A 23,185-nucleotide genomic window follows, 5' to 3' on the forward strand; every position below is an offset into this window, starting at 1 on the left:
GCCTCTGCCGAGCATGGCTCGGCACTGCCGGTAAGGCCGCAGCGGAGCATGGCTCCGCTCTACGGACGTCTATTGGCTGGCGACGGCTCAGCGCGGCGTGCGCACCATGCGCTCGAGCAGGTGCTCGACCAGGCCGGCCGGGTTGCTGGTGCGGCCTACGTGGGTGACCGAGGTCTGCACCACCGAGCTGCGCTTGGCGGTGAGGAAGTGGAAGCGTGCGCGTGGTGGCAGCTGTGCGATGGGGCCTGCGCCGGGCTCTCCCTGGCAGATCGCGACGATGGCATCCAGCCATGGCTGCACGGCGGCCTGGTCCAGTTGCGGTGCAAACGCCTGCAGGCGTGCGGCATCGATTTCGATGGCAGCCTGCAGGTAAGCGGCGCTGGGGCAGGAGACGATCACGCCAACGTTGATGAATTCCTCGCGCTCCACCCGCGGTACAACGCGGATGACAGCGTAGTCATAGGTATGCAGCGTGGGCACGGACCGCCTCCTGTACGAAGGAATCGCGCAACTGCAGGCGGCGCTTCAGATAGCTGGCATACGCCGAACGATAGGCATCGACATCGCTGAAGCTGGGCTCGCTCTGCAGCCAGCTTTCAGGGATCTGCGCGACGATACCGTCGATGACCGCATCGGTCAGCAAGGGGGCCAGGGCTGCGTCAGCCTCGGCGATGCGGCTGGCGAATGGCAGCAGCACGTGATCACGGATCAGCACAAAGGGTTTGCCACAGGCTTCGCCGGCGCTCTCCCAATCGTGGTGGAAATACAGCGCGGCGCCGTGGTCGATCAGGTAGAGCTTGCGGTGCCAGACCATCAGGTTCGGGTTGCGCGCGGTGCGGTCCACATTGCTGGTGTAGGCATCAAACCAGGCGATGCGCGAGGCCAGCTCGGCATCGGGCTGCATCGCGGCCGGGTCGTAATTGAGCGCGCCTGGCAGGTAGTCACTGCCAAGGTTGATGCCTTCGCTGGCGCGGATCAGATCCTGGATCTCGGGATCCGGTTCGGTGCGGGCGAACTCACGGTCCAGTTCGACTAGTGCGATGTCCGGCATTGGCAACCCAAGCACCTGAGCAAGCCGGCCGACCACCAGCTCGGCGATCAAGGCCTTGGGGCCTTGGCCTGCGCCACGGAACTTGATGACATACATGCCATCGTCATCGGCCTCGATCACTGCTGGCAGTGAACCACCTTCTCGCAGCGGGGTGATATAGCGGGTGGCGTGGACCGTTTTCAAGTGTATTGAACCGGTTTGGGCTGGGCGGCCAGCCTAACCCAAAGCCGAGCCCGGGGCGTGGGCCGGCTGGCAGTTGAGAACGCAGTCGGCGCGGTACAACGGCCCGCCGGTCGGATGACAGGCGGCCGGCGTTGTTCAAGCCGTTGCCGGCGGCGGATTTTCTCCGTGTGCACTCAGGCTGCGCCGGACATGCAGGCCACTACCGAGGCTCCAGTCGAAAGTGGTGCAATAGCAAGGGTGGCTGGGTTCAATCCCTGGCGGGTGGATTTTCACTGCGCAGCAGGTTGCGGGCGCTGTCCCACCAACCGGCGAGCATGCCCTTGCCCTCTTCGGTCATCTGCCCAAGCTTGCCGTTCTGCTGGTCGACGAAACCGATAAGACTGCGCATGCTCTGCGGGCCATGCAGGCGTGCTTCGCGCCACACGATCATCGCGAACACGCGGGCAGCCCAAAGGGAAGAGTCGACGCTGCCGGTCTCGGCTTCGATCTCGCCGATCACCTGCTGCAGATAGTCGCGCACCTCGGCCGGGACGTGCGGATCATTGGACAGCCGCTTCAGTGCCACCAGGCCCTGCCGCAGATCGCCCTGCTGGATTGCCAGTCCGGCGTTGCTTAGCTCGATCAGCCACGGCAGTTCCAAAATCAGCGCGATGGCTTCCACGTGTACCTGGGCGCGCGCCGCGTCCTTGTCCGCCAGCGCGGCGTAGCCGAGCACGGCATGGATGACGAGGGCTTGCACCAGCGCCTGCTCGGCATTGACGGCACTGCTGCGCGGGCCGCCGTAGGTTGCCAGTTCACTTTGTCCGCGCGCCAGTTGCGGCCACTCAAGGCGCTGGAATGCTACCGAGCGCAGTGCCGCACTGACCTGATCCAGGTCGCGGCAGGCCGGCAGGGCATCAACGATGTCGGCCTCGGCGATGGCCAGGGTGCCGCGGTTCGCGGTCAGTGCGCTGTAGCCGAGCAGGACGTGCGCCAGGCATTCGTTGCCCTGCGTGAGTGGCGGTACCGGCTTCCCATTGGTCAATTGGCTGCTCAGCGCCCAGGTAGCATAGGCGGCGGGCAATCCCTTGTGCGAGACCTGCCGGTAGCGCTTGTAGGTGAAGCTGTCGCGCAGAGCGTCCAGCTGTTGTTGTTCGGTTTTCTCGCCGCAGGCCGTCAACAACAGGCAGGCGACGATGCAGCTCAGCAGCCGATGGCGGCGAGGGCGGGGCGTTGGCATTCCGTTGCAGCTCCGGTAGTTCGTGCGCGCAGTGTGCCACGCTGAACGGCGGTCGTGCTTTCGTGGCAAGCGCGGACGCGCTAGGGTCGCGCATCGGTGAGACGGTGCGGGGTACGGGCATGGGTGGTACAGGAATGATGGTGTGGCAGCGTCTGTTGATGGCTGGCGCAGGTTTCGCGCTGTTGGTCGGCTGCGCCAGCGTGCCCACTGCACCTGTCGGCCCTGCTGCGGATGTGGTGCGGGCAGATATCGAGCGCCGCATTCCGACCCGGGTGGGTGAGCGCGCCGGCTGGGCGGCCGATATCCAGACGGCGCTGGCTGCGCAGCACCTGCCCGCCAACCCGGAAAACATCTGCGCGGTGCTGGCGGTGATCGAGCAGGAATCCGGTTACCGTGCCAATCCGGAGGTGCCGGATCTGCCGCGTATTGCCAGGGGCGAGATAGACCGCCGCGCTGCCGCGTTGCATGTGCCCAAACTGCTGGTGGACACAGGTTTGAAAATGAAAGCCAGCGATGGCCGCAGTTATGCGGAGCGGCTGGCGCGGGTACGCAGTGAGCGTGACCTCAGTGAACTTTACGAGGAAATCATCGGCCGCGTACCGATGGGGCAACGCCTGTTTGCCGGCAAGAATCCCGTGCAGACCGGCGGCGCGATGCAGGTCGGCATCGCGTTTGCGCAGGCCAACGCGCAGGACTACCCGTATCCGGTGACGCGCAGCATTCGTGATGAAGTTTTTACCCGTCGCGGTGGTGTGTATTTCGGAACCGCTCACCTGCTCGGATACCAGACGCCGTACACGCAGAAGGTGCATCGTTTCGCCGATTACAACGCAGGCCGCTATGCCAGCCGCAACGCCGCATTCCAGGCCGCGGTTGTCCGCTTGACCGGGGCGCCGCTGGCATTGGATGGCGATCTACTGGTGCCGGATGCGCCAATCGACAAGCCAAGCCAGACCGAGCGCGCGGTGCGCAGTCTCGCGCCGCAGTTGGGCTTGGATGAGCGTCAGATCCGCCGCGCGCTTGCGCAGGCCGACCGTTTGGAGTTCAGTGACAGCGCCCTGCATTCGCAGGTGTTTGCGTTGGCTGATGCGCGTGCAGGCACGGCGCTGCCACGCGCGGTTATACCGGGTATCCGCCTGGACAGCCCCAAGATCACCCGAGAACTGACCACCGAATGGTTCGCCAACCGCGTGGACACGCGCTACCGCCAATGCCTGCAACGGTAGTGCCGATCCATGCTCGGCAGAACCGTCACCGATAGGCCATTGTGGGAGCGGCGTAAGCCGCGAAGCTAATGCCAATGAAGTTGCAGGAATACCGAGTGATCGGTCGGATCACCAGCTTCGCGGCTCACGCCGCTCCTACAACAGCCTGCAGCTTCAGTCCCTGACCGGATGCCGTGCCAGCGCGCGTGCGCCGGTGATGATCATGCGGATCATCTGCGACATTTCCTCGATCAACTCCGGGTCGCGCTCTTCGGGCAGGTCGATCGCGCTGCCGCCCATGGCGAACACCAGGCGGGTAATCGCCTTGGCGGCCAGTGCCGGCTCATGCAGGGTTGCGCCATCCAGCGCGGCCAAGCGCACCAGGTCGGCTTTCAGTTCTTCTTCGAAATAGCCCAGCTCGCGGTCCACCGCCTGCTTGAACGCATCCGAGCCGGCCGTGCCTTCGCGCAGCAGCACATGCATCAGACGGTCATCGGCGCGCAGTTGCTCCATGAAGGTTTCCACCGACAGCCGGATCACGCCACGGTTGCTGTCGGCTGCGCGCAGCCGTGCCTGGCCGATGATGGTGCGCAATGAACGGCCGGCCAGATCGATCAGCGCCACCGTCAGTTCGTCCATGTCACGGAACTGGCGATAGAACGAATTGGGCGCGATGCCGGCTTCGCGCGCCACCTCGCGCAGGCTGAGCGTGGACACGCTGCGGTGCGGGCCGATCAACGACAACGCAGCGGCCAGCAGGTCGTCACGCGAGATGGAGGCCTTGCGCGCGGGGTGCAGGTCATCGTGTGCGGGCAGGGGCTGGTCGCGTGCTGTCATGAGGCTCTGGCCGGTCAGGTCCGTGAATCATAGCCTGTACAGCGAATATACAAGTGTATACACAGCTGTATGCTCGGCCGTATAGTGCAGCCATGAGTGCCGTCTACCGCAATACCGCGCCACCACCGATCCCGTGGCTGAGTGAAGGTTTCTTTGATTTCTGGGCTACCCGGGTGCATCCGCTGTGGACGCTGCGGCGGCCGTTGGCGCGCCTGCTGGCGCGGCACAGTGCCAGCGCCGATGCGGTAACCCTTGAGTTGCAGCCCAACCGGCATTTCCGTGGGCTGCAGGCGGGGCAGCACGTCAATCTGGCCGTAGAGCTGGACGGCCGCCTGACTACCCGCAGTTACAGCCCGACCCTGCTGGAGAACGGGCGCCTTGCAATCACCGTCAAGCGCATTGCCGGTGGCAAGCTCAGTCAGCATCTGGCTGACGATGCGGCCATCGGTGACATCTTCACGCTGGGCCAAGCCTTTGGCGAAATGCAGCTGCCGGTAGGCCCGCTCCCAAGGCTGGTGCTGCTGGCGGCAGGCAGTGGCATTACCCCGATGCGCGCCTTGCTGCGCCAGCTTGCCAGTCAGGGCATGAGCACGCCGGTCGACCTGATCTACTGGGCGCGTCAGCGCGAGCAGCTGTGCTTTGTCGACGAGTTCCTTGCCATCGCTGCGCAGCATCCTGCGTTCCGCCTGCATCTGGCAGTGACCGCTGATGCCGTTGCGCCGGCTGCGCGGATAGACAACTACGATCTTTCCGATATCGGCGAGCTGGCCGGCGCGCATGTGCTGGCCTGCGGCCCGGGCGGCTTTGTCGATGCTGCGCGTACGCGCCTGCAGGCCCAGGTTGCGCAATTCGACAGCGAGGCATTCAGCAGCCCGCAACTGGCCGAGGTGGAGCAGGGCAGTGTGCAGGTGCAGCTGCTCAAGAGCGGCCGCACGCTGACCGTAGCGCGCGGTGTGGCCTTGTTGCCGGCGCTGGAAGCGGCTGGCATCCAGCCGGCCAGTGGCTGCCGCATGGGCATCTGCAATACCTGCGTCTGCGGGAAAACCTCGGGCATCACCCGGCATACGCTGACCGGCGATTACGACAGCGAGCCTTCCGTTCCGCTCAAACTGTGCGTCAACAGCGCCAGTACCGATCTGACCCTGGAGTTGTAAGTCATGTCCTCCGTGCACAACCGCGTGCTGTCGCCTGCCGAACTGCAGGCCTTTGGCGATGAACTCGATGGCGTGCGCGCAAGGCACCAGGCCTTGCTAGGCGCCAGTGATGCCCGCTACATCCGGCGGATTGTCGCTGCGGTGCGCTGGACCGGTGTTGCCGGGCGGGCACTGCTGTTCTTGGGGGCGTTCGTGCACAGCGTGCTGGTGCCGGCATGGATTGCCGGCGTGCTGTTGCTTGGCCTGTCCAAGATCCTGGAGAACATGGAACTGGCGCACAACATCATCCATGGCCAGTACGACTGGATGGGCGACCCGCAGCTGCAGGGCAAGACCTACGAATGGGATATTGCCGGCACCTCTGAAAATTGGCGCAAGACCCACAACTTCCGCCACCACACCTATACCAATGTGCGCGGCCTGGATGACGACATCGGCTACGGCCTGTTGCGGATCTTCCCGGAGCAGCGCTGGCACCCGTTCTTCCTTGCCCAGCCCTTCGTCGCGGTGGTGTTCGCGCTGCTGTTCGAGTGGGGCATCGCCATACAGGATCTGCGCATCGGCCGCGTGCTGGTTGGCAAGATGACCCTCAAGCAGCTGTGGAAGCAGGCGCGGCCGGTCGGCCGAAAGGCAATGCTGCAGATTCTCAAGGACTACGTGCTGTTCCCGGCATTGGCTGGCCCGTTCTTCCTGCCGGTGCTGCTGGGCAATGTGGCAGCCAACATCATCCGCAATGTGTGGACGTATGTAGTGATCTTCTGCGGTCACTTCACCGCCGATGCCGAGACTTTCCCCAAAGAATCCATTCGCAACGAAGGCCGTGGCCATTGGTATCTGCGCCAGCTGCGTGGCTCGTCCAACCTGACCGGCGGCAAGTGGATGGACGTGATGACCGGCAACCTCAGCCATCAGATCGAGCACCACTTCTATCCGGATATCCCGGCCAACCGCTATGCGGCGATGGCGGTGGAGGTGAAGGGTATCTGCGCGCGCTACGGCCAGCACTACAACACCGGTTCGCTGCCGCGCCAGTTCGGCCAGGTGATGTGGCGCATCCTGCGCCATGCCTTCCCCAGCAAGCCGGCGCCAGAGCGGCCGCTGGTAGCCCAGCAGCAAGCCGAAGCCGGCTGAGCGCGGCCAGTACGCCGCAGCCGGAAGTTCCGGTTGCGGTTCACATCTGCAGCAAGGCCAGCCCCAGCACTAGTCGCTAGTCGCTGACCGGGCGTGCTGCCGTGCGGGCGGGCTGTGCCGCCGCTGGCAATCCGAACAGCGGCCGCAATGGCGCGCAGCGCCGTATCAATGCATAGGCAGCCAGACACAAGGCAAACGTCGCGGTGATCAGTATCAGCGCCTCGATGCCGGGTTCGAGCTGCAAGGGCTTGAGCTTGTGTGCCAGCACCACGATCACGCTCTGGTGCAGGATGTAGAGCGGGAACACCGCCAGGGTGAGGTAGCGCAGCAGCGGGCTGTCGGCGCTGCGCCAACGGTAGGCAAAGCCCAACAGTGCTGCGATCGCGCACCATTGGTCCACCGCCCAGACAATGCGCAGTGCCAGCCGCAACTCCAGCGGCGGCGGTTGCGCATCGTTGTAGCCGGAGAAGTACCAGACATGGATCAGTGCGGCGTAACCAAGCCCGGCCAAGGCCAGTGACAGCCAGCGCAGGCGCTGCAGCGATGCCCAGAATCCAGTGCTGAACGCGGCCAGGAACCCGATCAGAAAGACGCTGCCGTACTGGGCGTGGTTGTACCAGTCGTCGACCAGGGCATGGGTCTGCTCGAAGCGGTTGACCAGCAGCAGGCGCGCGGCCGCCAGAACCAGCACCGGCACAAGCAGTGCGCCCCGGCCGTGCAGGGCCGTGCTGGCCCACTGCCGCAGGCGGTGCAGGGCAGTTGCCGGCAGCAGCCGCCACAGCAGCCACGCCAGTACGGTATAGGCCCAGAGATACGGCAGGAACCAGAGATGGTTCCAGGTGGGCAGGCGCAGGCAACCATCGCTGTCGCAGAAGCCGTGGTAGCCGCTGAGGTACTTGCCGTAAAACGCCCAGTACGATTCGTTGTAACCGCCGGGCAGTTGTTCGACCACCTGGTAATAGGCCTGCGGTGGCACGATCACCGCCATTCCGAACAGCAGGGGCAGCAACAGCTGCCGGGAACGGCGTCGCAGCAGGCCGTCAGGCCGGTGTTCAAACATGAAAGCGGTGGCGACGCCGGAAATCAGAAACAGCAATGACATCCGCCACGGCGAGGTCAGCAGCATCAGTGGTTCCAGGGTGATGCTCGCTGCCGGGCTTTTGACGTGCCAGTCCCAGCTCACGTAGTACATGCCCACGTGGTAGAGCACCAACAGACCAAAGGCGATTACCCGCAGCCAATCCAGATCGTGGCGCCTGTGCATTACGTGTCCAAGGCATGGAGAAGACCGCCATTCAAGCCGGGATGGGCAGCTGGCGTGGAGCGGAAGGGCCGGCCTGCGGGTGTCCAGGGACGAATGGAGGCGATCAGGGGATGGCGAGCGAGGGCTGCAGCGGCGAGGCCGTCTAGAATGCGCCGATGAGCCAAGCCACATCGCCCACGCTGTTGATTCGCTCCGCTGCCTGGCGGCGGAGCCTGGAGTTGCTGTTCTGGTTGCTGCTGGTGTTGATCAACTGCAGTGGCAACGCGATCACCACATGGATGGATGCCAACCGCTCCGGTGCCGCCTCCATGCAATGGTGGGAGCCGTGGGTCTGGGAGTTCTCCAGCGGGCTGGTGTGGTTGTTGTTGCTGGTACCGGCGATCGTCTGGTTCAGCCGTCGCTGGCCCCTGCATCTGGACAACTGGCGGCGGCGCCTGCCCTGGTATCTATTGGCCAGTGTGCCGATCTCGCTGCTGCATGTGCTGGCCATGTTTGCACTGAGAATGCTTGCCTATGCCGCTGTAGGGGAGCGTTATCACATCGGCTCCTGGCTTGATGAGCTGGTGTACGAATACCTCAAGGATGTGCGGACCTACGCGGCGATCCTGTTCTGCATCGACGGCTACCGTTTCCTGCGCAGGCGCCTGCAGGGCGAAGCGCAATTGCTGGCCGCGCCTGACGCCGGCCCGCCGGTGGAGCCGATCGAGCACCCAGAGCGGTTGCTGGTACGCAAGCTGGGCCGCGACTTCCTGATCGCAACGGCAGACATCGAATGGGCGCAGGCCGCCGGCAACTACGTCAATCTGCATTTGCGCGGCCACGACTATCCGCTGCGCATCACCATGGCCGCGCTGGAGCTGAAGCTGGATGCCACCTGCTTCATCCGTGTCCACCGCAGTTGGCTGATCAACCTCGCGCATCTGGTATCGATCGAACCGCTTGAGGGTGGCGAGGCCTTGCTGCATATGGCCGACGGCAAGACGGTTGCCTGCAGTCGGCGCTATCTGCCGCTGCTCAAGTCGCGCCTGAGCGAGGACGGGGAGCTCTCGCTCCAGGCCTGAGCGGGCGCCGGCGCGGCTGGGGTTGTCCGTCGTCGAAACCCGGCACAATGCGCCGGGCAAGGGGAAGGGGCTTGTGCCAGGCGGACTGCCACCACAGGGGCGGGTTGGCTGCTGGGCCGTACCGCCAACCCAGTTTTGGCTGGTGGCGCGTTTGATGTCCCAACCCTTGGACGGAGTACTGCGATGAGCCTGGTTGACTGGCGGCGGTGTTGGATGGTGGGCATGTTGCTGGGCGCAATGGCGCCAGCGGTTGCGCAGCAGGGCAGGCAGATCCTCCGGCCGCCGGTACTTATTGCGGTCTCCGAGGCCGAGCAGCCAATCGAGCTGCGACAGGCGAGCATCGATGGCGAGGTACAGGCGGGTATTGCCCAGACCCGGATAGAGCTGGTTTTCCACAATCCCAACCGGCGGGTGATGGAGGGGGAGCTGCAGTTTCCGCTGGCCGATGGCCAACAGATCAGCGGCTTCGCCCTGGATATCGACGGGCAACTGCGGGACGCGGTGCCGGTGCCGAAGGAACGCGGCCGGCAGGTGTTCGAGGCGATCACCCGGCAGGGCCAGGACCCGGCGCTGCTGGAACAGACCGCCGGCAACCAATTCCGGCTGCGCATCTATCCCTTGCCGGCAGGTGGCAGCCGGCGGGTACAGCTGACCATCCGTGAAGCGATGCCGCTTACCGGCCAGGGCTGGCAGTGGCGGCTGCCCTTGCAGTTCGCATCTACGGCAGGCGAGGTAAGCCTGCGACTGCGTGCGGCCGGTGCCGACAAGCTGGGCCAGGCGCCTTTCCGCTTGATGGCCGGTGGCCTGGATTGGCAGGGTAGTGGCCGGCAATTGCCGGCACAGCTGCAATGGCAGCTGCCTGCCCGGTTGCAGTCGTCTTTGCAGGCTGCCCGTTACGACGGCCAACACTATCTGCTGGCGCAGCTGCCGGTGGCAGCGCCTGCTCTGCGCCGCCTGCCGTCACGGATCGGCCTGCTGTGGGACGCCTCCGGCTCGGCGGGCACGCGCAACCGTGCACGTGAGTTCGCGCTGCTGGACCGTTATTTCGCAGCGATGGGCGAGGGCAGCGTGGTGCTGACGGTTCTGCGCGACAAAGCGGAAGCGGAGCGTCGTTTCAGCATTCGCAAGGGTGATTGGAGCGCCTTGCGGCGTGTGCTGGAACAGGCACCCAACGATGGCGCCAGCGCGCTGGCGGCGTGGATGCCCAGGGCGGAGCTTGGCGAGTACCTGTTGTTCAGTGATGGCTTGAGCAATTGGGGGCCAGCAACGCTGCCGGCATTGGCGGCAGATCAGCGCCTGTTTGCCATCAGCAGCGCCGTGGCCGGTGCCGACACGGCACGCCTGCGTGGCTGGAGCGAGGCCAGTGGCGGCGCGCTGGTGCAGCTGGAATCCGATGAGGTGGGCGCGGCGGCTCGTCGCTTGTTGGCCGTGCCGCCGACGGTGGACGTTGCACCCGCCCCGGGCCTGCACGATGTGGTGGTTGATCGTCGCAGTCTGGAACAGGGCTGGCTGTGGTTGTCTGCGCGGACTGACGCTGCGCCAGCGGCGTTGCGGGTACGCGTCAATGGCGGGCAATGGCAGGAGCTGAGTGTCGGTCCCGCCAATACCGATGGCGGTTTGGTCGCAGGGCTGTGGGCGCAGGCGCGCTTGCAGCAGCTGGCGGCGGACCCGCGCGGCAATCGCGAGGCCATGCAGTTGCTGTCGCAGCAGTTCGGCATGGTCAGTGAAGGCAGTTCGCTGCTTGTGCTGGATACGATCGAGGATTACCTGCGTTACGCGATCCGGCCGCCGGCTGGGTTGCGTGCTGAATATGACCGTCGTTTCGCCCGTCAGGTCGCCGACCGCGATGAGGCGCGACGGACCCATCTGGATCAGGTGGCCGAACAGTGGCAGCAGCGGCAGAGCTGGTGGTCGAAGCGTTGGCCGAAGGACTCGGCGTTGAAAGTTGCAAAGACGACGAACCAGACGGCGCGGCGTGCAAGTGCGCCGCCCCCGTCGCCGGTAATGGCGATGGCGCCACCACCGGCACCCGCCCCGGCGGCTGCAATGGTGGCTGAGGCAGCGGTCTCCGATCAGTTCAGGGTCGCCGATAGCGCTGTTGCGGCGGCGGGCGTCGACGAGCCGGTCAACTCCGGTGCGGTACAGATCAAGCTGGCCGCATGGGAGCCGGACTCGCCAATAGCCCAGCGCCTGCGCAAGGCACCTGCCGGCGAGTTGTACGCCTGGTATCTGGACGAACGTGACGCCAATGCCGACAGCAGTGCGTTCTTCCTGGATGTGGCCGATATGCTGCTGGCTGCCGGCCAGCGCGAACTGGCGCTGCGGGTGCTGTCCAACCTGGCCGAAATGGAACTGGACAACCGCCATCTGTTGCGGGTGCTCGGTTATCGCCTGATGCAGGCCGATCAGCCGGGGCTGGCGGTGCCGGTGTTCGAGCAGGTACTGGCGATGGCCGATGACGAGCCGCAGAGCTTCCGCGACCTTGGCTTGGCGCTGGAGGCGGCAGGGCGCCCGCAGCAGGCGATTGATCCGCTCTATCAGGTGGTGCAGCGGCAATGGGATGGGCGCTTCGATGGCGTTGCCTTGATCGCGCTCGACGAGCTGACCAATCTGCTGGCGCGCGGTGGCTCGGCGCTGGATGCGAAGCAGGTTGATCCGCGCCTGCGCAAGGCGATGCCGCTGGATCTGCGGGTGGTGCTGGCCTGGGATGTCGACAACAGCGACATGGACCTGTGGGTCACCGATCCCGATGGTGAGCGCGCCTACTACGCCAATCGCCTGACTTATCAAGGTGGGCAGATGTCGCAGGATTTCACCGGCGGCTACGGCCCGGAGCAGTTCTCGCTGCGCGATGCCAAGCCCGGCATCTACAAGGTGGAGGCCAATTACTTCGGCAGCCGTCAGCAGCTGGTCACCGGCCCGGCAACGTTGATGCTGCGCCTGAGTACCCATTGGGGCACGCCGCAGCAGCAGGACAAGGCGGTAACCATGCGCCTGCACGATGCCACCGACACCGTGTTGGTAGGCGAGTTCGAAGTGCGCTGAGGCTGTTTGTAGCAATCCGCTGTTTGTTGTTTGTGGGAGCGGCGTAAGCCGCGAAGCAAACAAGGCATCAGCACGAGGGATTGGCAACGTCAGCTTCGCGGCTGACGCCGCTCCCACAAAAAAAGCCCGATGCCAGGGATCTGGCATCGGGTCTGGGACAGCGCTGCGAGGATTGCGAACCGGTCTGCCGTCTGTTTGTAGGAGCGGCGGCAGCCGCGAAGCCCACAGATACCGCCAAAGCACAGTCAACATGATTTGGAACTGCGCCGACTTCGCGGCTGACGCCGCTCCCACAAAAAAAGCCCGATGCCAGATCTCTGGCACCGGGCTTTTGGTTACGGCTGCTTACTTGCGGCGGGCAAGCAGGCGGTAGCTGCCGCTGGCGTTGGAGTCGAAGCTGTGCGCGAGCACGATGTAGCGGCCGGCATCCAGCTCGATTTCCAGGTTCGGATCCAGGCTGTCGTCGCTGTCATCCTGCTGGGCGACTTCTTCACCGTTGCGCATCACCGTGATCATGCCGTCCAGGCTGGACGAACCGGCGGTCATGCTGATCACGTACTTGCCCTTGCGCGGAATCTCAAGGGTGTACAGGTCGCGGTTGCCGGGGCGCAGCTGGCCGCTGACTTCGCGGCCGAGTTTGAGCTCGGGACGGGTCGGGCCATCAGGCGCGGCTGCGGTGGCGGTGACCAGCTGGAACACGCCGCCACGGCTGTTCACCGAACGCACCGATACGTTGTACTCGCCCGCATCCAGCACCTGGCTGATGCGCGAGTTGACCCCACCACCGCCATCATCATCGCTCAGGGTGATGTCGCCGCCCTGCACGGTAAGCATGGTGTCCATGTCCTTGCCACTGGCATCGAACTGCACGCGGCGGCGTTCCGGCAGCTTCAGCACGAAGCTGCGGGTATCGTCGGCGCCGATGAAGCCGCTGACCGTGCCTTCCAGCGGCAGGGTGGTGCCGTCGTTGAAGACCAGGCCTTCGGGGAAGTCGGACTGTTCCACGCCCAGGTAGAACGCCCCGGAGGCCTCGCCCAGGCCACCGGCCGTCAGCGTGTAGCGGCCCGGCTGCAGCGGGGCGACCAGGCGCGAGTTGAGGTTGCTGCCGCCGTCATCGTCTTCCAGGTTGAGGCCGTTGCCGCTCAGTTCCAGGCGGGCATCGAACTCGGTCGATTCCAGGTTGATGGTGTACAGGCCCGGCTTGTCGACCTGCAGGACGAAGGTCTTGTCGCCGTTGCGCAGCCAATCGGTGACGCGGCGGCCAGCGGTCAGCGGCTTGCCGTCATAGGCGACGATGGGTTCGACCGAGAGCTGGAACGGGCCGAAGGCGCGGGCGTCGGCGCCGCTGACGGCCACCAGGTACTGGCCGGGCTTGTCGGCGCGCATGCTCAGCGTGGTGCTGCCTTCGCGGTTGCCTTCGGTGCGCGATACCAGCACGTCACGGTTGAACACGGCCAGCGCGCCATTGAGCGCGCCGTCCAGGGTCAGCGAGACCGCCTGGCCGGCGCCAAGCTGCAACGAGAACAGCTGGCTGCGGGTGCCGTCGCTGTAGTTGACCGGGCTGGAAGAGGTGATTTCGCCAGTGACATCGCCATCGATGGCGAGTGCGCGGGCAGGGCCGGCGGCATGCGCGGGGGCATGAACGGCGGCGGCAATGGCAAGGGACAGCAGTCCGGCTGCAAATCGCTTCACTTGAACTCCTTGATGTTGGAAGCAGGGGTAAAAAGCGGCCACGACGCCTGCGGGGGCGGGCATCGTGGCCGTGGACCCATCACGCCGGCTGGCGCGATAGGCGGTGTGGCTTAGTTGATGACGGCAGCAGCAGCGTCAGCGGCGGCTTCTTCGGCAGCATCCTTGCGGTTGCTGTTGGCCGGCGCGGCGACATCGCCACCACCCAGGTCGGTGGTTTCCAGCTCGAACACGCCCTGCTGGCTGCCCAGGCTGGTGACCGCAACAATGTAGCGGCCAGCGCGCAGGTCCAGGGTCAGCTGGGCATTGGTGCCGTTGCCGCCATCGTCGTTCTCTTCGTCAACGCCCGGGCCGGTGATCTTCAGCACCGAGTCAAAGCCGTCGGCGATGGCGTCGAACTGGATGTGCTTGGGTGCATCCAGGTTGAGCACGAAGGTGCGGCGGCCGCGCGAATCCATCATCGACTGCGCGGTCTGGCCAATGGTCAGGGCGGTGCCGTCGCGGGTGACCAGGCCGTTTTCGGTCGGGGTCAACTTGACGTTGAGCTTGAACGAGCCGGTATTGCCGTTCACCGAGGAGGCCGCGATGGTGTACTCACCCGGCTCCAGGTAGGTGCGGATGCGGGCATTGAGGTTGCCGCCGTTGTCATCGTCTTCCAGCTCGACGTTGCGGCCGTTCAGGTGCAGGTAGGCGTCGAATGCACTGGATTCCAAGGTGATGGCGTACAGCCCGGCCTTGTCGATCTTGAGCTTGTATTCCTGCTTGTCACCCATCAACCAGTCGGTTGCCTCGCTGTCGGCGCCCAGCGGCTTGCCGTCGTACGGCACCACCTTGGCGGCCTTGAGCTTGAACGGGCCGAAGGCATCGGCGCTGGCGCTGTTGACCGCGATCAGGTAGCTGCCGTCCTTGGGCGCGCGGAAGGCCAGATTGACCGAGCCGGCGGAGTCGCCTTCACCCGAGGAGCTGGAGGAAGCATTGGCAATCATGTTCTGGCCGTCGAATACCGCCAGCTGGCCGCTGAGCGAGCCGCCCAGTTCCAGCGAGACGGCTTCGCCGCTCTTCATGGTTACTTTGTAACCCTGGTGACGGCTGCCGTCGTTGTAATTCAGGGTGCTGGACGAGGTGATTTCACCGGAGACCGTTTCACCCACCGTCAGGTTCTGGGCCTTGTCGCCGCCGGCGGCCGTAATGCCCCCCAGCTTCTGGCAGGCGGTGAGTGCCAAGGTCATGGCGATAGCAGCAAACAAGCGGGCGTGGCTAGCGTTCAAGCTTAGGTCCTTCATAGTGAGAAATGTCTCCTTTTCCCGCCCTGGCGGGTCAGGGTGAGATTCTAACGTTAAGTTGTGTCTATTCAGCGAGAACAGATTCCGCTGCCGGCTGGGCGATGCCGGGCCAGCTGGATGCTAGAATTGGCGGCTTGTCTGCCTTATTAGACCGACCATGATCGAACTCAATCCCATCCGCCAGCGAATCACCGATCTGACTGATCGCGTGGTATCGCTCAGGGGGTATCTTTGACTACGACGTCAAGAAAGAACGTCTGGAAGAAGTAACCCGCGAACTCGAAAACCCGGATATCTGGAACAAGCCCGAGTACGCCCAGACGCTGGGCCGTGAACGCTCGATGCTGGACAAGACCGTCACCGGCATTGCCGATGTACTGGACGGCCTGTCCGAAGCCACCGAATTGCTTGAGCTTGCCGAAAGCGAGCAGGACGAAGACACCGCGCTGGCGGTGGTGGCCGACCTGGACAAGTTCCAGGCGCACATCGAGAAGCTCGAGTTCCAGCGCATGTTCTCCGGCGAGATGGACAGCTGCAACGCCTTCGTCGACATCCAGGCCGGTGCCGGTGGTACCGAAGCCCAGGATTGGGCGGAAATCATGCTGCGCATGTACCTGCGCTGGTGTGAAGCGCGTGGCTGGAAGACCGAGCTGATGGAAGTGTCCGGCGGCGACGTTGCCGGCATCAAGTCGGCCACCTTCCGTGTCGAGGGCGAGTTCGCCTATGGCTGGCTGAAGACCGAAATCGGCGTGCACCGGCTGGTGCGCAAGTCGCCGTTCGATTCGGACAACCGCCGCCACACCAGCTTCACCTCGGTATTCGTGTCGCCGGAAGTCGATGACAACATCGAAATCGACATCAACCCGGCCGACCTGCGCACCGACGTGTACCGTTCCTCCGGTGCCGGTGGTCAGCACGTCAACAAGACCGAGTCGGCGGTGCGTATCACCCACATCCCGACCAACACCGTGGTTGCCTGCCAGATCGGCCGCAGCCAGCACCAGAACCGCGACACCGCGATGAAGATGCTGGCCGCCAAGCTCTATGAGCTGGAAGTGCAGAAGCGCAACACCGAGCGTGACGCGCTGGAAGCGACCAAGTCCGACATCGGCTGGGGCAGCCAGATCCGCAATTACGTGCTCGACCAGAGCCGTATCAAGGACCTGCGCACCGGCGTTGAACGGACCGACACGCAGAAGGTGCTGGACGGCGACCTCGACGAGTTCATCGAGGCCAGCCTCAAGTCCGGCCTGCAGGCCGGCGCCAAGCGCATCGACGCTTGATCCGGAATGGCCCTGCACGGGCCATTCCCTTGTTGTACGGTGCGGTTGCAGGCCACTGCGGCCGCACCTTGTCATCTCCCCCAAATTGAATGAAAGCCATGACCGACCAGACCCCTGAAACGCAGCAGCTCCCCGTCGACGAGAACAGCCTCATCGCCGAGCGCCGCGCGAAACTCACGGCGCTGCGCGGGCAGGGTATTGCCTACCCGAATGATTTCCGCCGCGAGGATTTCGCCGGCAAGCTGCAGGCCGAATACGCCGATGCCGAGACCTGGACCAGCGAAGCGCTGGAAGCCACCGGCCGCACGGTGAAGATGGCCGGCCGGCTGATGGCCAAGCGCATCATGGGCAAGGCCAGCTTCGCCCAGATCCAGGACGAGAGCGGCCGCATCCAGCTGTTCCTGCAGGCCACCGCGCTGGGCGACATCTATGCCGCGTTCAAGGGCTGGGACGTGGGCGACATCATCGCTGTCGAAGGCGGCCTGACCCGCACCAAGACCGGCGAACTGTCGGTCAAGGCCAGCAGCATCCGCCTGTTGACCAAGTCGCTGCGCCCGCTGCCGGACAAGTGGCATGGTCTGGCTGACGTGGAGCAGCGTTACCGCCAGCGCTACGTCGACCTGATTGTCACCCCGGAGTCGCGCGAGGTCTTCATCAAGCGCTCCAAGATCATCCGCGCGATGCGTGCATGGCTGGACAACCGCGACTTCCTCGAAGTTGAAACGCCGATGATGCATTACATCCCCGGCGGCGCCACGGCCAAGCCGTTCACCACCCACCACAACGCGCTGGACATGCAGCTGTACCTGCGCGTGGCACCGGAGCTTTACCTGAAGCGCCTGGTGGTTGGCGGCCTGGAGCGCGTCTACGAAATCAACCGCAACTTCCGCAACGAAGGCGTCAGCACCCGCCACAACCCGGAATTCACCATGATGGAGCTGTACGAGGCCTACGCCACGTACAACGAAGTGATGGACCTGACCGAAGGCGTGATCCGCGATGTCGCGCAGAACGTGCTGGGCACTACCGTCGTTGAATGGGACGGCGTGCAGATCGACCTGGCTCCAGCATTCCGTCGCTGGCGCATGGACGAAGCCGTGCGTCACCACAACCCGGAAATCAGTGCGGCTGACTGCACCGATCGTGATGCGCTGCTGCGCCATTGCGAGCGCCTGAAGATCCGCGTCAAGCCGAGTTACGGCTGGGGCAAGCTGCTGCTGGAAATCTTCGAGGCCACGGTCGAGCACACCTTGATCCAGCCGACCTTCATCACCGATCACCCGGTCGAAGTCTCGCCGCTGGCCCGCGCCAGCGACAACGACGCTGGTTACACCGATCGCTTCGAGCTGTTCGTCAACGGTAAGGAGCTGGCCAACGGCTTCTCCGAGTTGAACGACCCGGAAGACCAGGCCGCACGCTTCCAGGCCCAGGTAGAGGCCAAGGACGGTGGCGACGACGAAGCCATGCATTACGACGCCGACTACATCCGCGCGCTGGAATACGGCATGGCGCCGACTGGCGGCCTGGGCATTGGCATCGACCGTCTGGTGATGATGCTGACCGGCCGCGCCTCGATCCGCGACGTGCTGCTGTTCCCGTACATGCGCCCGGAAGCCTGATCCCGCGCTGTTCGGCTGCGAACTGAAAGAACAAAGGCCTTCCCCTAACCGGGAAGGCCTTTTGCTTTGTGCAATGTAGTGCCGAGCCATGCTCGGCAAGGGCCCTGTAGTGCCGAGCCATGCTCGGCAGGGGCTTTACCAGCGAAAAGCTGCCCTCACCCCAACCCCTCTCCCGCATACGGGAGAGGGGCTAAAACGCCACAAATCGAAGCAACCTGCCCCTTCCGCGCGGAAAGCGTAGTGCCGAGCCATGCTCGGCAGAGGCCCTCCCGCTAATGCCTCAGCCCTACACGGCTGCACTCAACTACAGCACAGCCCGCACCCCCAGATTGATCAACATGCCGCCAGCCACCAGCCAGACAAACAACAGCAAGGCCAACAACATCGGCTTGGCACCGGCCTGCCGCAGCGCCGAGGCATGCGTGGTCAGGCCCAGCGCCGCCATCGCCATCGCCAGCAGCACAGTGTCCAGGTCCACCAGCACCTTCACCATCTCAGCCGGCAGCAACTGCAGCGAGTTGAAACCCACCATGGCAATGAAGCCAAACGCGAACCACGGAATAGTGATCTTCGAACGCTCGCCACTGCCGCTGTTCTGGCCGCGCGCCAGCAGTGCTGACAGACCCACCAGGAACGGCGCCAGCATCATCACCCGCACCATCTTGGTGATGACGGCGGCATCGGCGGCAGGTTCACTGACTGCACGGCCGGCAGCCACCACCTGCGCGACTTCATGCACGGTGGAGCCGGTGAAAACGCCGAACGCCGTCTCATCCAGTGGCATCCAGCCGGCGGACACGCCCCACTGGTAAAGCAGGGGATACAGGAACATCGCAACCGTGCCGAATACGACCACCGTGGCCACGGCGACCGCAACCTGCTCGGCGCGGCCCTTGATCACCGGCTCGGCGGCCATCACCGCAGCGGCGCCGCAGATCGAACTGCCTGCGCCGATCAATAGCGCCGCGTTGCGGTCCATGCCCAGCAGCCGGGTGCCCAGCCACCAGGCCAGGCCAAACGTCGAGCACAGCACCAGGGCATCAATCAGCACGCCGGCAAGGCCGACCTGGCCGATATCCTGCAAGGTCAGGCGCAGGCCATAGAGAATGATGCCCGCACGCAGCAGCGTGGCCTTGGAAAATCCGACGCCGGCATCGGCATGTGCGGCCATGCTGCGGTAAACGGTATTGCCCAGCACGATACCGATGACGATGGCCAGGGTCAGTGCGCTGATGCCGTGCTCCTGCATCCACGGCAGGGTGCCCAGCCAGATTGCCAGGCCGGCGATGGTGGCCGTCAGCAGCAGGCCGGGGAGGCGGGCGAGAGGCATGGGCGTCAGCCGTTGAGTCGAGGTATTCATAACGTTGGGTTATCAGAAGATAGCCCATGCTGCACCCGCGGTTATTACCTGTAAAACGGATAATATTGGTTGAATCAACCAGTTTATTGGATAGGTCATGCATCTCTCGCTGCGCCAACTGCAGATCTTCTCGGGGATCGCCGAGGCCGGGACCACCACCGCAGCGGGCGAGCTGCTGGGTTTGTCGCAATCGGCGGTGAGTGCGGCGCTGGGCGAGCTGGAAAGCCTGCTGGGGTTGGCGCTGTTCGACCGTATCGGCCGCCGCCTGGTACTCAACGGCCATGGCCGTGCCCTGCTGCCGCAGGCCCGAGCCTTGTTGGCGGGAGTGAATGACATTGAGCGCCGGTTCCGTGCCGACAGCCAGACCGGCGCGGCGGTGCGCTGGCAGGTGGGCGCCAGTACCACCATCGGCAATTACCTGATGCCAGCGCGGATTGCCGACCTGCAGGACCTGAATCCGCACGCCCAGGTCGAACTGGTCATCGGCAACACCCGCGAGGTCACCACTGCGGTGCAACGGCTGGAGGTGGATGTGGGCCTGATCGAAGGGCCCAGTCACGAGCCGGGCCTGGAGGTTGCGCAGTGGCGGCAGGATGAACTGGTGATCGTGTTTGGCCAGCGCCACCCGCTGGCATCACAGTTCAGCAACGGCGCCGATCTTGCGATGCTGCGGCAGGCCCGCTGGCTGTTGCGCGAGCCGGGCTCAGGTACCCGCGAAGCCGCCGAGCAGGCCCTGCTGCCGCATCTGCATGGGTTTGCCGAGGTGCTGCAGCTGGGCGGCACCGAGGCGATCAAGCAGGGCGCGGTCGCCGGGCTCGGCTTGGCCTGCCTGTCGCGGCATGCGGTGGCCGATCTGGTGACCCTGGGCAAGCTGCGCGTGCTGGCAACGCCATTGCCGCCGCTGCAGCGCCAGCTGTGGGTGGTACGCCATCCGGGCAAGCGGATTCCGGCCAGTCTGCGCCAGCTGCTGGGGCTGCCGGCGGATGTGTTTAGCGACGATTGAGCGCGGCCACCGTCATAGCCCGTACAATACGCCCATGCCTTTGATTACCTTGCAGAACGTCGACTACAGCGTCGGCGGCCCGTTGTTGCTGGAAAAAGCCGAACTGTCGATCGAGACTGGCGAGCGTATCGCCCTGATCGGCCGCAACGGCGCCGGCAAATCCACTCTCATGAAGCTGATGGCCGGCGAGCTCAAGCCCGATGACGGCGAGGTGCGCGTGCAGCAGGGCGTGCGCGTCACCCGGCTCGAGCAGGAGGTGCCGCATGGCGCTGCCGGCAGCGTGTTCGACGTGGTCGCCGATGGCCTGGGCGAACTCGGCCATTGGCTGGCCGAATTCCATCGCCTGAGCCACGCCGAAGTCTTCGATGGCGAGGCAATGGGCAATGTGCAGGCCAAGATCGATGCCGCCGATGGCTGGGGCCTGGACCAGCGCGTCGAGGAAACCCTGACCAAGCTCGACCTGGATGGCGATGCCGAATTCGGCCGCCTGTCCGGCGGCATGAAGCGCCGCGTGCTGCTGGCGCGTGCGCTGGTCGCCGGCCCGGACGTGCTGCTGCTCGACGAGCCGACCAACCACCTGGATATCGAAGCCATCGATTGGCTGGAAACCTTCCTCAAGGGCTGGAACGGCTGCGTGGTGTTCGTCACCCATGACCGCCGTTTCCTGCGTGCGCTGGCTACCCGCATTGTTGAAATCGATCGCGGCCAGGTCACCAGCTGGCCGGGCGACTGGGAAAACTACGAGCGCCGCCGCGAAGAACGCCTCAACGCGCAGGCGCAGGAAAACGCCCGTTTCGACAAGCTGCTGGCACAGGAAGAAGTGTGGATCCGGCAGGGCATCAAGGCCCGCCGTACCCGCGACGAAGGCCGCGTGCGCCGCCTCAAGGCGATGCGCAACGAGCGCGTACAGCGCCGTGAGCTGAGCGGCAACGTCAAGCTGGAAGCCTCCGGTGCGGAGAACTCCGGCAAGAAGGTCATCGACATCAAGAACATCAACTTCGCCTTTGGCGAGCGGGTGATGATCAAGGATTTCGAGACCGTCATTCTGCGCGGCGACCGCATCGGCCTGATCGGCCCCAACGGCAGCGGCAAGACCACCTTGCTCAAACTGCTGTTGGGCGAACTGCAGCCGGACAGCGGCGAAGTGCGGCAGGGCACCAACCTGCAGATTGCCTACTTCGACCAGTACCGCGCCACCCTGCGCGAAGACTGGAGTGCGATCGAGAACGTGGCCGAAGGCGCGGACTTCATCGACATCAATGGCAAGCGCAAGCACGTGCACGCTTACCTGCAGGACTTCCTGTTCACCCCGGAACGCGCGCGCGCGCCGATCACCCGCCTGTCCGGTGGTGAGCGCAACCGCCTGCTGCTGGCCAAGCTGTTCGCCCAGCCGTCCAACCTGCTGGTGATGGATGAACCGACCAACGACCTGGACGTGGAAACCCTGGAGCTGCTGGAAGAGCTGCTGGGCGACTACACCGGCACCTTGTTGTTGGTCAGCCATGACCGTGACTTCCTCGACAACGTGGTGACCTCCACGCTGGTGCTGGAAGGCGAGGGCAAGGTGGGCGATTACATCGGCGGCTACAGCGACTCGCTGCGCCAGCGCCCGGCACCGACCCAGACCGCAATGGCGGTGGCCAAGGCTTCGGCGACGGCGGCACCTGCTGCCGCACCGGCCGCTCCGGTTGCCGAGGCCGCACCCAAGCGCAAGCTCAGCTTCAAGGACGCGCGCGAGCTGGAGCAGCTGCCGGCCAAGATCGAACAGCTGGAGCTGGACGTGGAAGGCCTGACCGCGGCAATGAACGATCCCTCGTTCTATACGCGTACCAGTGCCGAAGTCACTGCGCATACGCAGAAGCTGACCAAGGTGCAGGCCGAGCTGGATGCTGCCTACGCACGCTGGCAGGAACTGGACGCCTGAGCCTGTTCTGACGGTCTACGCCTTGCTTCACCTGCCGTCCTCGCCGAGGACGGCAGGATGGTGTCCATGGATGCTGCGAGGTGAGGATGAAAAGACCGTTTGAGGTTGAGCGTATCGATCATGTGGTGTTCCGGGTCCGTGACCTGGAGCGCAGCGTAGCTTTCTATTCAACGGTGCTGGGCTGCGAGGTGGTGCGGCGACGCGACCATCTTGGCCTGGTGCATCTGCGTGCGGGCGCGTCGATGATCGACCTGATCAGCCTTGATGGCAGCTTGGGCGCGCGCGGTGGTGCCGGGCCGGGGCTGGAAGCGCGCAACGTTGATCATCTATGCCTGCGCATCGAGCCCTTCGATGAAGCGGCCTTGCTTGCGTATCTGTCCCAGCATGGCGCAACGCCATCGGCAGCAGCCGAGGTCAATTTTGGCGCGGAAGGCGATGGACTGTCGCTGTATTTCCGCGACCCCGATGGAAACACCATCGAGTTGAAGGGCCCGGCGTCGGTGGCCGCAGGCTGAAGCACGGTTCTGCTCCCTCCCTTGCACCGCAGGTGCAGGGGAGGGTTGGGAAGGGGTGCTTTTCGCTGTAGCGCTGGCGCTTCGAACGCGGCGGATTCTGCGCAGAGTTCAAAAGCACCCCTCCCAACCCTCCCCTTGGCTTCGCCAAAGGGAGGGCTCAGTACGTCGAGGGCATGCAGCTTTGCTCCCTCCCTTGCACCGCAGGTGCAGGGGAGGGCTGGGGAGGGGGGCTTTTCGCTGTAGCGCTGGCGCTTCGAACGCGGCGGATTCTGCGCGAAGGTCAAAAGCACCCCTCCCAACCCTCCCCTTGGCTTCGCCAAAGGGAGGGCTCAGTACGTCGAGGGCATGCAGCGCATTGC

At 64.6% G+C, this 23,185-nt stretch carries 18 protein-coding genes; 10 read left to right on the top strand and 8 right to left on the bottom strand.

Annotation, left to right across the window (positions count from 1 at the left end; translation table 11 throughout):
- Positions 1-87: 87 nt before the first annotated feature.
- The 3 genes from ABE493_RS12665 to ABE493_RS12675 form a co-directional block, all read right to left on the bottom strand.
- Entirely contained in the window at positions 88-480 is a 393-nt protein-coding gene (locus ABE493_RS12665; protein WP_346499275.1) for a DUF3037 domain-containing protein, read from the bottom strand.
- Entirely contained in the window at positions 458-1,234 is a 777-nt protein-coding gene (locus ABE493_RS12670) for a HipA family kinase (RefSeq protein ID WP_346499276.1), read from the bottom strand. The genes ABE493_RS12665 and ABE493_RS12670 overlap by 23 nt, the downstream gene beginning before the upstream one ends.
- Before the next feature lie 247 nt (positions 1,235-1,481).
- The gene (locus tag ABE493_RS12675; RefSeq protein ID WP_346499277.1) at positions 1,482-2,453 is read right to left on the bottom strand and encodes a hypothetical protein; all 972 of its coding nucleotides are present in this window, start codon (positions 2,451-2,453) and stop codon (positions 1,482-1,484) included.
- Between the two features lie 119 nt (positions 2,454-2,572).
- On the opposite strand from ABE493_RS12675, the gene ABE493_RS12680 reads away from it, so the two are divergent.
- Positions 2,573-3,679 (top strand): DUF1615 domain-containing protein, encoded by a 1,107-nt coding sequence (locus ABE493_RS12680; protein ID WP_346499278.1) that lies wholly within the window; start codon positions 2,573-2,575, stop codon positions 3,677-3,679.
- Between the two features lie 153 nt (positions 3,680-3,832).
- Here ABE493_RS12680 and fabR read toward each other — a convergent pair whose 3' ends face one another.
- Entirely contained in the window at positions 3,833-4,495 is a 663-nt protein-coding gene (fabR, locus tag ABE493_RS12685) for an HTH-type transcriptional repressor FabR (protein WP_346499279.1), read from the bottom strand.
- Positions 4,496-4,587: 92 nt separating this feature from the next.
- Between fabR and ABE493_RS12690 the strand changes: the two genes are divergently transcribed.
- Positions 4,588-5,649, top strand: coding sequence for a ferredoxin reductase (locus ABE493_RS12690; protein WP_346499280.1), 1,062 nt, complete (start codon positions 4,588-4,590; stop codon positions 5,647-5,649).
- Between the two features lie 3 nt (positions 5,650-5,652).
- Positions 5,653-6,780: a fatty acid desaturase family protein gene (locus ABE493_RS12695; protein ID WP_346499281.1), complete on the top strand. Its 1,128-nt coding sequence runs from the start codon at positions 5,653-5,655 to the stop codon at positions 6,778-6,780.
- Between the two features lie 76 nt (positions 6,781-6,856).
- Here ABE493_RS12695 and ABE493_RS12700 read toward each other — a convergent pair whose 3' ends face one another.
- The gene (locus ABE493_RS12700) at positions 6,857-8,044 is read right to left on the bottom strand and encodes an acyltransferase family protein (RefSeq protein ID WP_346499282.1); all 1,188 of its coding nucleotides are present in this window, start codon (positions 8,042-8,044) and stop codon (positions 6,857-6,859) included.
- A 155-nt stretch (positions 8,045-8,199) separates the two neighbouring features.
- Here ABE493_RS12700 and ABE493_RS12705 point away from each other — a divergent pair, with 155 nt between their 5' ends.
- Positions 8,200-9,105, top strand: a complete 906-nt coding sequence (locus ABE493_RS12705; RefSeq protein ID WP_346499283.1) for a LytTR family DNA-binding domain-containing protein — start codon at positions 8,200-8,202, stop codon at positions 9,103-9,105.
- 183 nt (positions 9,106-9,288) lie between these two features.
- Positions 9,289-12,150 carry a VIT domain-containing protein gene (locus ABE493_RS12710; protein WP_430980772.1) on the top strand — a complete coding sequence of 954 codons (2,862 nt, stop codon included), beginning with the start codon at positions 9,289-9,291 and terminating at the stop codon, positions 12,148-12,150.
- 345 nt (positions 12,151-12,495) lie between these two features.
- Here the strand turns inward: ABE493_RS12710 and ABE493_RS12715 are convergent, their stop codons facing one another.
- Positions 12,496-13,842 carry an ABC transporter substrate-binding protein gene (locus ABE493_RS12715; protein ID WP_346499284.1) on the bottom strand — a complete coding sequence of 449 codons (1,347 nt, stop codon included), beginning with the start codon at positions 13,840-13,842 and terminating at the stop codon, positions 12,496-12,498.
- 110 nt (positions 13,843-13,952) lie between these two features.
- The gene (locus ABE493_RS12720) at positions 13,953-15,107 is read right to left on the bottom strand and encodes an ABC transporter substrate-binding protein (RefSeq protein WP_346499285.1); all 1,155 of its coding nucleotides are present in this window, start codon (positions 15,105-15,107) and stop codon (positions 13,953-13,955) included.
- Between the two features lie 172 nt (positions 15,108-15,279).
- Here ABE493_RS12720 and prfB point away from each other — a divergent pair.
- Both prfB and lysS read left to right on the top strand, forming a co-directional pair.
- A protein-coding gene (gene prfB / locus ABE493_RS12725; protein WP_346499286.1) for a peptide chain release factor 2 occupies positions 15,280-16,405 on the top strand; the annotation gives its coding sequence in 2 pieces (ribosomal slippage) (positions 15,280-15,354 and positions 15,356-16,405; 1,125 coding nt in all).
- A 98-nt stretch (positions 16,406-16,503) separates the two neighbouring features.
- The gene (gene lysS / locus ABE493_RS12730) at positions 16,504-18,024 is read left to right on the top strand and encodes a lysine--tRNA ligase (protein WP_346499287.1); all 1,521 of its coding nucleotides are present in this window, start codon (positions 16,504-16,506) and stop codon (positions 18,022-18,024) included.
- A 304-nt stretch (positions 18,025-18,328) separates the two neighbouring features.
- Here the strand turns inward: lysS and ABE493_RS12735 are convergent, their stop codons facing one another.
- Positions 18,329-19,354 (bottom strand): YeiH family protein, encoded by a 1,026-nt coding sequence (locus ABE493_RS12735; RefSeq protein WP_346499288.1) that lies wholly within the window; start codon positions 19,352-19,354, stop codon positions 18,329-18,331.
- 127 nt (positions 19,355-19,481) lie between these two features.
- On the opposite strand from ABE493_RS12735, the gene ABE493_RS12740 reads away from it, so the two are divergent.
- From ABE493_RS12740 to ABE493_RS12750, 3 genes are all read left to right on the top strand, one after another.
- Positions 19,482-20,387, top strand: coding sequence for a LysR family transcriptional regulator (locus ABE493_RS12740; RefSeq protein ID WP_346499289.1), 906 nt, complete (start codon positions 19,482-19,484; stop codon positions 20,385-20,387).
- A gap of 34 nt (positions 20,388-20,421) precedes the next feature.
- Positions 20,422-22,311: an ATP-binding cassette domain-containing protein gene (locus ABE493_RS12745; RefSeq protein WP_346499290.1), complete on the top strand. Its 1,890-nt coding sequence runs from the start codon at positions 20,422-20,424 to the stop codon at positions 22,309-22,311.
- A gap of 86 nt (positions 22,312-22,397) precedes the next feature.
- Positions 22,398-22,826, top strand: a complete 429-nt coding sequence (locus ABE493_RS12750) for a VOC family protein (protein ID WP_346499291.1) — start codon at positions 22,398-22,400, stop codon at positions 22,824-22,826.
- The last annotated feature ends 359 nt before the right edge of the window (positions 22,827-23,185 follow it).

This window comes from Stenotrophomonas terrae, from assembly GCF_039674165.1.
GTDB classification, from domain to species: Bacteria; Pseudomonadota; Gammaproteobacteria; order Xanthomonadales; family Xanthomonadaceae; genus Stenotrophomonas; species Stenotrophomonas terrae_A.

Excerpts from the sequence above, each read along its gene's own strand:
- ABE493_RS12705 (WP_346499283.1), top strand. The coding sequence starts at position 8,200 with ATGAGCCAAGCCACATCGCCCACGCTGTTGATTCGCTCCGCTGCCTGG.
- ABE493_RS12745 (WP_346499290.1), top strand. The coding sequence starts at position 20,422 with ATGCCTTTGATTACCTTGCAGAACGTCGACTACAGCGTCGGCGGCCCG.
- lysS (WP_346499287.1), top strand. The coding sequence starts at position 16,504 with ATGACCGACCAGACCCCTGAAACGCAGCAGCTCCCCGTCGACGAGAAC.
- ABE493_RS12695 (WP_346499281.1), top strand. The coding sequence starts at position 5,653 with ATGTCCTCCGTGCACAACCGCGTGCTGTCGCCTGCCGAACTGCAGGCC.
- ABE493_RS12750 (WP_346499291.1), top strand. The coding sequence starts at position 22,398 with ATGAAAAGACCGTTTGAGGTTGAGCGTATCGATCATGTGGTGTTCCGG.
- ABE493_RS12690 (WP_346499280.1), top strand. The coding sequence starts at position 4,588 with ATGAGTGCCGTCTACCGCAATACCGCGCCACCACCGATCCCGTGGCTG.
- ABE493_RS12735 (WP_346499288.1), bottom strand. The coding sequence starts at position 19,354 with ATGCCTCTCGCCCGCCTCCCCGGCCTGCTGCTGACGGCCACCATCGCC.
- fabR (WP_346499279.1), bottom strand. The coding sequence starts at position 4,495 with ATGACAGCACGCGACCAGCCCCTGCCCGCACACGATGACCTGCACCCC.
- ABE493_RS12700 (WP_346499282.1), bottom strand. The coding sequence starts at position 8,044 with ATGCACAGGCGCCACGATCTGGATTGGCTGCGGGTAATCGCCTTTGGT.
- ABE493_RS12710 (WP_430980772.1), top strand. The coding sequence starts at position 9,289 with ATGAGCCTGGTTGACTGGCGGCGGTGTTGGATGGTGGGCATGTTGCTG.
- ABE493_RS12740 (WP_346499289.1), top strand. The coding sequence starts at position 19,482 with ATGCATCTCTCGCTGCGCCAACTGCAGATCTTCTCGGGGATCGCCGAG.
- ABE493_RS12680 (WP_346499278.1), top strand. The coding sequence starts at position 2,573 with ATGGGTGGTACAGGAATGATGGTGTGGCAGCGTCTGTTGATGGCTGGC.
- ABE493_RS12675 (WP_346499277.1), bottom strand. The coding sequence starts at position 2,453 with ATGCCAACGCCCCGCCCTCGCCGCCATCGGCTGCTGAGCTGCATCGTC.